The organism is Virgibacillus sp. DJP39 (genome assembly GCF_049310925.1).
GTDB lineage: Bacteria > Bacillota > Bacilli > Bacillales > Amphibacillaceae > Virgibacillus_F.
Map to the genome: position 1 here is coordinate 1 of NZ_JBMERP010000103.1, position 9973 is coordinate 9973.

Sequence of the window (9973 nt, forward strand, 5' to 3'; positions counted from 1 at the left end):
AATACTATCTTTTTAAATTGTTTAAAACAAAAACTCTTACGCAAACCCAAAGTGAAAATCAGTTATTTTAATGCAAAAAAAGATGACCCATATAAAATGGATCATCCTTTTTGTTTTACTCACCGCGTGCTACTAACTTTAATTCAGCAGTTTGTGCTTTGCCATCACGGTAGAATTCAATTTTCACAGTGTCACCTATTTCGGTTTCTGTGTATAAATACTTTCTTAAGTCTAATAAAGAAGTCACTTCCTGGCCGTTTATTTTGCTGATAATATCAAATTGTTGTAATCCGGCTTGAGAAGCTGGTGATCCTTGTTGTACCTGTGCAATAACCATCCCACCCTTTAATCCTTCTGGAAGTGTGATTTGTGACCGATACTGAGCAGGTACTTGTTCAAGTGATGCTGTAGTAATTCCGATGAATGGACGTTCAACCTCACCATTATTTTCTAATTGTTTCATGATTGGAATTGCTGTATCAATAGGGATAGCAAAACCTAATCCTTCTACTGATGCTTTAGCGATTTTCATGGAGTTGATACCAATTACCTCGCCATCTGTGTTAACTAATGCTCCACCACTATTTCCAGGGTTAATTGCAGCATCTGTCTGAATTACTTCTGTAACCCAATCTGGTTGGTTATCTTTATTCGTATCAATGCTGATGGAACGTTCTTTCCCACTGATAATTCCTTTAGTAATAGAGTTTGCAAAGTTCATGCCAAGTGGATTTCCAATTGCAACCACTGTTTCACCAATCTTAGCATCTGCAGAAGATCCTAATTTCGCGACCGTATCGACTTTAGCTCCATCAATTTGTAATACAGCTAAATCTGTTAAAGCGTCTGATCCCAACAATTTAGCTTTTATTTTGTCACCGTTATTAAGTACTACATTTATTCCTTCAGCACCTTCAATTACATGGTGATTTGTTACTACGTATGCTTTACCATTTTCTTTTTTATAGATTACACCAGATCCTGATCCTGCTTTTTGGCTAGGATTCCAGGCACTTCCTTGTTGAAGGTTAATTACACCAACAGCAGCATCTGTTATTTCTTCCAGATTGGAAGCTATGTCAGTTTCGGTTGAAACTGTTTGTGCGATTTCCGGTTCAGTACTCTCTTTATCCGCAGCAGAACTTTTAGCGTCACTGTTATTTAATGGTATTAGGTTATTCGTAAACATTAACACCACTATAGCAGCAGCTACTATTCCACCTATTAGACCCCCAAATAATACACCGAATCCAGATCTCTTTGTTTTGGATTCTTTCTTACTAGGCTGAGACGGCTTAGTTAAACCAGGATCAGCTTCCCTTTTTTGAAACTTAGTCTGCGGCTCATCATCCTGTAAGTTAATATCATCTATCTGATTATCATCATAATTACCATCTAAATTATCATCACGTTCCATAACCAATCATCCTTTCTATTATTCGACAGGTGCCTGGCACATTTACCAGTTATTGCCAAATCGTTCTTATAAATACGTCTATTAGTAAATAGCATTTGTGTCCGCTATTCCTATACTCTATATTCTACTAGCGTACTTTGGCATGATTTTGGTAAAAATGTGGAAAGAGTATGTAATTAATCAGTTTAGTTGTATAGTTTTCCTTTCCAGTGGAACAAGTTTGAACTTTAAGTATTTCATATCATTATGCACAAACTCGAACTTATGTAAAAATATATATAAGATAAGGAAATAAGGAGGGTTTAATGATGAATTACCATATAGGTGTTGTAGAAGACGATACAAACATCCAAAATATTGTGTCCGCTTATTTAAAGAAAGAGGGTTTTACAATAAGTATACTGGGATCTGCAGAGGAAGCCTGGCAATTATGGGAAACACAACCTCCTGATATGTGGGTTTTAGATATTATGCTTCCTGGAATGGACGGATATGACTTTTGTAAAAAAATCAGAAATGTGAGCGATGTTCCTATTATCATTATTTCTGCTAAGGATGAAGAAATTGATAAAATCCTTGGTATTGAACTTGGTGGGGACGATTATTTAACGAAACCATTTAGTCCCCGTGAGTTGGTTGCACGTGTGAAACGTTTATTTAAACGTTCAAATCCGCCCACACAGAGTGCTGATCAGGAGAGTGAAAAAATCAGGATAGATAATCTTGTCATCCAGAAAAATGATCGGCGTTTATTTTGGGAATCGGAAGAAGTTGAAATTACAACAAAGGAATACGAAATGCTGCTATTGTTTGCAGAAAACGTGAACCGTGCATTCTCAAGGGAAGAGTTACTGGTGAAAATATGGGGCGACGATTATTTCGGAAGTGACCGTGCTGTAGATGATCTGGTCAAACGAATCCGTAAAAAGATGAGTGACATTCAACTAGAGACAGTCTGGGGATATGGGTACCGATTGCGGAGTGAAGAGGAATAATGAAACTCCACTTTCAATTAAATATTGCATTCACTACACTACTTTTGGTTATCATGTCTGTTACAGGATTTGTCATTTATTCACTGATCCTCGATCTTCTAATTCAGGATGAGAAAGCGGAATTAAATCAAAAAGGTGAACTTCTGGTTCAAATACTTAACCAGGAAAATCTGCAGCCAAGCGTTGAACATATCAGTGGTTTCTTACAGGATCAAAATCTCCAATTAATGCTATACGACCGGTCCCAAAATAAGGTTCTAGATTCAACAATGCCGAAACAGGTTGTTGATGAACTTTTGCTCGATAATGATTTTTCAAATATGGGAAAAGAATTGTGGGGTTTAGGGAATAATAAGTATGTAACATCCAGAATTCTTATGTATCCTGAAAGCACAGGTCTTGAACTCATCCTTTTGACACCATTAAATGAACTGCAGGCAGTACAGCAGGACTTTATTAAAAAGCTGTTCATTGTCTTTATAATAGGAGCAATCGCTGCGGTTATTATAAGTTATATTTTCACGAACAAGTTAGTAACTCCACTAACACGCTTGAAATGGCAACTTAAAAAAATCGAAAAACGGGAATTTGATAAGCTCGAGCCAATTAATGCTACCGGTGAGATTAAGGAAGTTGAAAAAAGTGTCTTTGAAATGGCAGATGAATTACAACGTTATATGAAGTCCCAACAACAATTTTTTCAAAATGCAAGTCATGAATTAAAGACACCTTTAATGACCATCCAAGGATATGCTGAAGGAATACGTGATGGTGTTTTTGATAAGGAAGAAAAGGGAAAAGGTTTAGAAGTGATGGTTACCGAGGTGCACAGACTTAAGAAAATAATTAATGAAATGATCCTCCTTGCGAAACTTGATAGTGATCAATCCTCCTATCAGCCTGGAAATGTTAATTTAAAGGAAATTGTCGATCAAGTATTAGACAGAGCATTGCCCATAACGAACGAAAAAGAAATCCGGATTTTACACGAAGTGGATGAAACACTGGATGTGCATGTTGACCCTGAAAAACTATTGCGTGCCTTGTTGAATATAACGTTTAACGGAATCCGCCATGCGAACTCTAAGGTAGTAATAAATGTCAGGCAAATTAACCGCATGATTACAATTAGTATTGAAGATGATGGGGAAGGTATAGACAAAGAGCTAATGCCTCAAATTTTCCATCGTTTTATTAAAGGTAATAAAGGAGAGACGGGACTTGGTCTTGCAATTGCACGTGCAATTGTACAACAATCAGGCGGAAATATTACGGTTGGTACCTCAGAACTTGGTGGTGCTAAATTTATCGTAGCGTTCTCAGAAAAATAAAATTTTGAAATAGTGACAAAGTGTGATACAATATTATAGTTTGAGTTATCTGTAACGGAAGAGGAGCGTACTAATATGCAATTAAGAGAAGATATTCGGAATATCGCGATCATCGCCCACGTTGACCATGGTAAAACTACACTTGTGGATCAATTATTAAAATACTCGGGTACATTTCGTGAAAATGAACAAGTGGAAGAACGAGCTATGGATTCAAATGATATTGAGCGTGAACGCGGAATTACGATTCTCGCTAAAAACACAGCGATTAAATATAATGATATAGCGATCAATATTTTAGATACACCAGGACATGCTGATTTTGGCGGAGAAGTGGAACGTATCATGAAAATGGTTGACGGTGTTTTGTTAGTCGTTGATGCATATGAAGGGTGTATGCCACAAACACGATTTGTTTTAAAGAAAGCATTAGAACAAAAACTTACTCCAGTAGTAGTGTTAAATAAAATTGACCGTCCAGGAGCGCGTCCAAGTGAAGTAATTGATGAAGTGCTTGACTTATTCATCGAACTTGGAGCTGATGATGAGCAGTTGGAATTCCCTGTTGTTTATGCATCCGCGTTAAATGGTACATCAAGTGATCAACCTGATAAACAAGAAGAAACAATGGACCCTGTTTTCAAGACGATTTTAGAAAATATTCCAGCACCAGCTGATACGTCAGTAGACCCTTTGCAATTCCAGGTAGCGTTACTTGATTACAATGATTACGTTGGAAGAATCGGTGTAGGCCGTGTATTCCGTGGAACAATGAAGGTAGGACAGCAAGTTGTTTTAATGAAGGAAGATGGGACACAGAAAGCATCCCGTATTTCTAAATTATTCGGTTTCATTGGCCTGAAGCGTATCGAAATTGAAGAAGCAAAGGCAGGAGATATTGTTGCAGTTGCAGGGCTTGAGGATCTAAACGTTGGGGAAACAATTTGCCCACCGGATCATCCGGAAGCTCTACCATTCCTTCGCATTGATGAGCCAACTTTACAAATGACTTTCCTTGTAAACAACAGCCCATTTGCAGGAAAAGAAGGTAAGTATTTAACATCAAGAAGAATAGAAGAGCGTTTATTAAAGCAACTTGAAACAGATGTTAGTCTGCGTGTTGATCCAACAGAATCACCAGACGCATGGGTTGTTTCAGGTCGTGGAGAACTGCACCTATCTATTTTAATTGAAAATATGCGTCGTGAAGGCTATGAGTTACAGCTTTCTAAGCCACAGGTAATCATCAGAGAAATTGATGGTCAAAAATGTGAACCAGTAGAGCGTGTACAGGTTGATGTTCCTGAGGAATACACTGGTGGTGTAATGGAATCACTTGGTGCACGTAAAGGTGAAATGGTTGATATGATAAACCATGGTAATGGTCAGGTTCGTATTGAATTTAAAGTTCCTTCACGCGGATTAATTGGTTATGCTACCGAATTCATGTCTCAAACACGTGGTTATGGAATTCTAAACCATACGTTTGATAAGTATGAACCAATCATCAAAGGTCAAGTTGGTGGTAGAACGAAAGGTGTTCTAGTTGGACTTGACACTGGAAAAGCATCCACATACGGTATCATGCAATTGGAAGACCGTGGTGTAATCTTTGTTGAACCAGGTACAGAACTATATGCTGGTATGATTGTTGGCGAGCATAATCGTGACAATGACTTAACAGTTAATATAACAAAAGAAAAGCATTTGACAAACGTTCGTTCAGCAAATAAAGACCAAACGTCTACGATTCGAAAAACAAGAACAATGTCGTTAGAGGAAGCAATTGAGTACCTTAATGACGATGAATATTGTGAAGTAACACCTGAATCAATTCGTTTACGTAAAAAAATCCTGAACAAAAGTGAACGTGAAAGAGCTTCAAAGAAATCAACTTCTATAGGATAAATAAAAACAGTGAGAGCTAATTAATTTAAGCTCTCACTGTTTTTTTGGTTCATTTACACTTCAACAGGTGTATTGGCAGGATTGTTCCCTCGTACACGGATAGCTTCCTGATAAGGATTTTTGTTTGAAACGAGAGTAATTCCAGCTGCACCAGCTTGGTCTGTAAGATGATCATCGGCTAATGGATTTTCAACCCACAGAATTCTACCCTGTTTGTTGATGAGCTGTTCAATTGTTGTTGGCAAAACCTTACCGTTTAACCATACTGCATCAACGCCATAAGGGACTTCGTCAAGCTGTTTATAGGATTCCTGACCAAGGATTTTTTCTTCTGATTCGCTAATCGCTACAAGATGGAAACCGAGATTTTTAAGTTGTTCAGCACTACTGTAGTGACTACTTGACGAATCATCAAGGCCAAATACTGCTATTACTTTTTTGCTTACTGCCCCATTGTCCCGTTTAAAAGGAGAGCCTACTAACCATTTAATGGCGTCGTCTGTAGAGGAACTGATTGTTTCAGCTGAATTTGTTGCTTTAGCTATGGCTTGATCCAAATCTGCTAAAATGTCTTCAGTGGATTCAATTCCGATAGATAAACGAACCAGTTCCTCTGTAACACCGCTTTGTTTTAAACCCTCTTCACTTAGCTGTTGATGGGTTGTTGAAGCTGGATGAATAATAAGCGATTTTGCGTCGCCAACATTCGCAACATGCGACCAGAGTGTCACACTGTCAATCAGCTTTTTGCCTGCCTCAAGACCACCTTTAACCCCAAAGGTTATTACGGATCCAAATCCATTGTTAAAATATTTTTTTGCCAAACTGTGAGATGGATGGTCTTTAAGTCCAGGATAATTCACCCACTCGACTGCTGGATGTTTCTCTAGGTATGCAGCGACTTCCTTTGTATTCTTATTGTGACGTTCAATACGTAAATGTAATGTTTCTAAGCCTTGTAAAAGTAAAAATGCACTGTGTGGACTTAAGGCCGCGCCAATATCACGGAGAAGTTGAACCCGTAATTTAATTGCGAATGCTGCCGGGCCTACGTCAATATAACGGAGTCCATTATAGCTTTCATCGGGTTCAGTAAATCCAGGGAACTTTTCATTATCAAAATTAAAACGGCCCCCATCAACAACAACACCGCCAATCGTTGTACCATGACCACCAATCCATTTGGTTGCAGAATGTACCACGATGTCAGCACCGAAAGTGAGTGGTTTTGTAACATATGGAGTTGCAAATGTATTATCAATAATTAATGGGATGCCATGCTCATGGGCGATTGCTGCGACGGTTTCAACATCGAAAACATTAAGACTTGGGTTCGTAATAATCTCTCCAAAAACAGCTTTTGTTTTATCAGTCAGTGCTGCACGGATTTCTTCTGGATCGGTAGCATTAACGAATTTAACATCTATTCCATAGCGTGGTAACGTATTCGCAAACAGACTGTATGTCCCGCCATATAAATTACTATCTGCAACAATCTCATCACCTGCACCAGCCACGTTTAAAATTGCAAGTGTAATTGCGGCCATACCAGAAGATGTTGCGACAGCAGCAACACCATCTTCAAGCAAAGCTATTCGTTGCTCAAAAACATCTACTGTAGGATTTCCAATGCGAGTATAGATATTTCCGGGTTCTGCAAGACCAAATAAGTTTTGTGCATGTTCTGTATCGCGAAATAAATAGGAAGTTGTTTGATAGATAGGGACAGCTCGTGAACCTGTTGTTGGGTCAGGTTGCTGACCTCCGTGAAGCAGTACTGTTTCCGGGTTGTGAAGATTGAAATTTGACATTAATAATTCCTCCTTTAGTGGTAGGCTATTAATGGTCTGGGAGTATAAAAAGGAGGGAAAATAAAAAACCACCTTCCTAAGAAGAGGGCGTTTGTAACCGGTCCTCCCCTTATCTTCCAGATCATTATTGACCTGTAGGATTTAGCACCTTTCACAGCTAAAGTATAGCCAGATGGTTGCTGGGCTTCACAGGGCCTATTCCCTCCGCCGCTCTTGATAAGAGTTATTTGAATTTAACGATAATTATATATCCAATAGTTACTTCCGTCAACCATTAATTTATAAAAAATTGTTGTAGGTTATAAAAATCTATAGACCTTGTCCTAGCCTAACTTCGGGATATACACTATCACTCCGAGTAAGATGTGTTATCTACTCAACCATGGATACAAAAAATAATAATTCATTTTTTCAGAGTTATCTATGAATTATTGGATTTATGGTAAAATAAATATAAATTTAGTACAGAATCTAATTTTGAGAAGGCTTTCATTGCTGTGTTTACCATTTTTTCAGCCCCTTACTTTTTAACCGCAATTCTCGTAGGGATAACTGTATTAAGTTAATGTACTATATTTAAGGGGTAATGAAATTTGGATATATTTTTGTTGGTTATGATTGTTTTTTTCAGCTCTGTAGCTTTTTATTCAATACATCTATTCCTGCCAAAAAAGAAGAAACTTAAATATGTTATTTGTTCGGTTTTTATCTTATTTAGCATTTGTGCTTGGTTATATGTCTGGTTTGGAAAAGGATGGGTGGCATCTGCAGTATACGGAACCACATCATTAATCCTTGGGGTGATTTTGTCCACTATTGCCTTAACTTTTGATTTATATGATAAAAAGAAATAGTGAAATCCATAGATTATTATCAATAATTCCTTCTACATGAGGCCAACGGAATAAAGATTTCATAAGCCAAACTGGAAGGTTATTACTTAATCCAGCTAAACAGTTTTATTTTTCTATAAGGTATATGAATAAATCAGAGCTTGTATGTAAAAAGCATTAGTGAATAAGAGTCAGAGACTTTTTAGTGATTTTGTTCGTCAGATATACCAAGAAAGGATAGGGTTATCATGAGAAAAATATTAGCACTTGCGTCTATGGTAATTCTTCTGTTCGTTATGAGTTGTGTTAACGACAATGAAGCAAACTTTCAAGGGGAAATTATTGAAATGAAAGAAGAAAGTATCCTTGTAGCAAATAGTGAAGTAGACCCAGAAGCAAGCTATCCAACTTATGATATTTTGGTGGATAACAAAACTGAAATCAGTGGAGAGGTTGCAATTTTTTCAGAGTTGAAGTCAGGCCAAAAAGTAAAAATTTGGGTTGTAGATGTTGGACCTAATAATCAAATTGATAACAAAGTAGCGGATAAAATCATTGTTCAGTGAAGATATATCCAAGCAAAAAAGCGGACACCAGGAACGTTATTTTATGGGATTTGAAGCTTATACAAAACAACGTTAAACTATAGCAAACAAAACTAAGTTGGGAGAGATAATGTTGAAAACTTTCTTTGCAGCATTCTGTTTACTTTTTTTACTAGTTGGTTGTTCAGAAGAAACAGTTGATAAACAAACTCCACCCAACAGTAATGCGGAATTCAGCGTTATTGCAAAAAATTTAAATGAACCGTGGGAAATACAACTTATAAACGAAACGTTCTATATTAGTGAAAGAACTGAAGCAATTGTAACAGTAGAAAATGGGGATCAGACAAGGAAAACAGTTAACTTTGACCAAGAAATATCAAATCAGGCAGAAGCTGGCCTGCTGGGTATAGCCATTAATGAACCAAAAGAAGCCTTTGCTTATTATTCCTATCAGGAAAATGGAGAATATTTTCAACGTGTTATTAGAATGAGAGAAACCAAAAATAGTTGGCAGGAAATAGAGATATTGCTCGACAAAATTCCAGGCGGTAAATACCATCAGGGTGGAAGAATTGCTATCGGTCCAGATGACAAGCTGTACATTACTACTGGTGATGCAACTGTTGAAAACAATGCACAGGATTTGGATAGTCTTTCGGGAAAGATTCTGCGAATGAACATGGATGGTTCAATCCCAAAGGAGAATCCATTTGATGACTCCTATATTTATTCATATGGGCACCGAAACCCCCAAGGGCTTGCATGGAATGATGATGGGATTTTGTATGCTACAGAGCATGGATCAAATGCCTATGATGAAATTAATCGGATAGTAAAAGGAGGTAACTATGGTTGGCCGGACATTCGAGGTGACGAAACTAAGGCAGAAATGATAGCTCCTGTAGCTCACTCGGGTGAAACTACCTGGGCACCATCAGGAATGGACTATCTCGAAGGTGAATTCTATTACGCATCGTTACGAGGTCAGGGCGTTAGAAAGTTTAACCCTGAGAATTTGGAAGTTAAGTTGATTATTAATGAGTTCGGGCGTGTCAGGGATGTATTAGCTGCTGATAATGGAATATATTTTATTACAAATAATACAGATGGACGGGGTGAACCAGCCAAAA

Annotated in this window: 8 protein-coding genes and 1 riboswitch; of the genes, 6 read left to right on the top strand and 2 right to left on the bottom strand. The window is 37.7% G+C overall.

What is annotated here, in order from left to right; translation table 11 throughout:
- Positions 1-115: 115 nt before the first annotated feature.
- Positions 116-1417 carry a S1C family serine protease gene (locus tag ACOI1D_RS19540; RefSeq protein WP_422503646.1) on the bottom strand — a complete coding sequence of 434 codons (1302 nt, stop codon included), beginning with the start codon at positions 1415-1417 and terminating at the stop codon, positions 116-118.
- A gap of 308 nt (positions 1418-1725) precedes the next feature.
- On the opposite strand from ACOI1D_RS19540, the gene ACOI1D_RS19545 reads away from it, so the two are divergent.
- The 3 genes from ACOI1D_RS19545 to typA all read left to right on the top strand — a co-directional run bounded on the left by ACOI1D_RS19545 (position 1726) and on the right by typA (position 5651).
- Positions 1726-2412: a response regulator transcription factor gene (locus tag ACOI1D_RS19545; RefSeq protein ID WP_422503648.1), complete on the top strand. Its 687-nt coding sequence runs from the start codon at positions 1726-1728 to the stop codon at positions 2410-2412.
- Positions 2412-3743: a sensor histidine kinase gene (locus ACOI1D_RS19550; RefSeq protein ID WP_422503650.1), complete on the top strand. Its 1332-nt coding sequence runs from the start codon at positions 2412-2414 to the stop codon at positions 3741-3743. Before ACOI1D_RS19545 ends, ACOI1D_RS19550 begins: the two co-directional genes overlap by 1 nt.
- Positions 3744-3818: 75 nt before the next feature.
- A complete protein-coding gene (gene typA / locus ACOI1D_RS19555) occupies positions 3819-5651 on the top strand; it encodes a translational GTPase TypA (RefSeq protein ID WP_422503651.1) in 1833 nt (610 codons plus the stop codon).
- Positions 5652-5704: 53 nt separating this feature from the next.
- Here the strand turns inward: typA and ACOI1D_RS19560 are convergent, their stop codons facing one another.
- Positions 5705-7462, bottom strand: a complete 1758-nt coding sequence (locus ACOI1D_RS19560; RefSeq protein WP_422503653.1) for an aminotransferase class I/II-fold pyridoxal phosphate-dependent enzyme — start codon at positions 7460-7462, stop codon at positions 5705-5707.
- Positions 7463-7568: 106 nt separating this feature from the next.
- A riboswitch (SAM riboswitch) is annotated at positions 7569-7685 on the bottom strand.
- 370 nt (positions 7686-8055) lie between these two features.
- Between ACOI1D_RS19560 and ACOI1D_RS19565 the strand changes: the two genes are divergently transcribed.
- The 3 genes from ACOI1D_RS19565 to ACOI1D_RS19575 all read left to right on the top strand — a co-directional run.
- Entirely contained in the window at positions 8056-8316 is a 261-nt protein-coding gene (locus ACOI1D_RS19565; protein WP_422503655.1) for a hypothetical protein, read from the top strand.
- A gap of 227 nt (positions 8317-8543) precedes the next feature.
- Positions 8544-8861 carry a hypothetical protein gene (locus ACOI1D_RS19570; protein WP_422503657.1) on the top strand — a complete coding sequence of 106 codons (318 nt, stop codon included), beginning with the start codon at positions 8544-8546 and terminating at the stop codon, positions 8859-8861.
- A gap of 109 nt (positions 8862-8970) precedes the next feature.
- A partial coding sequence (locus tag ACOI1D_RS19575; RefSeq protein ID WP_422503659.1) for a PQQ-dependent sugar dehydrogenase occupies positions 8971-9973 on the top strand: 1003 nt, incomplete at its 3' end.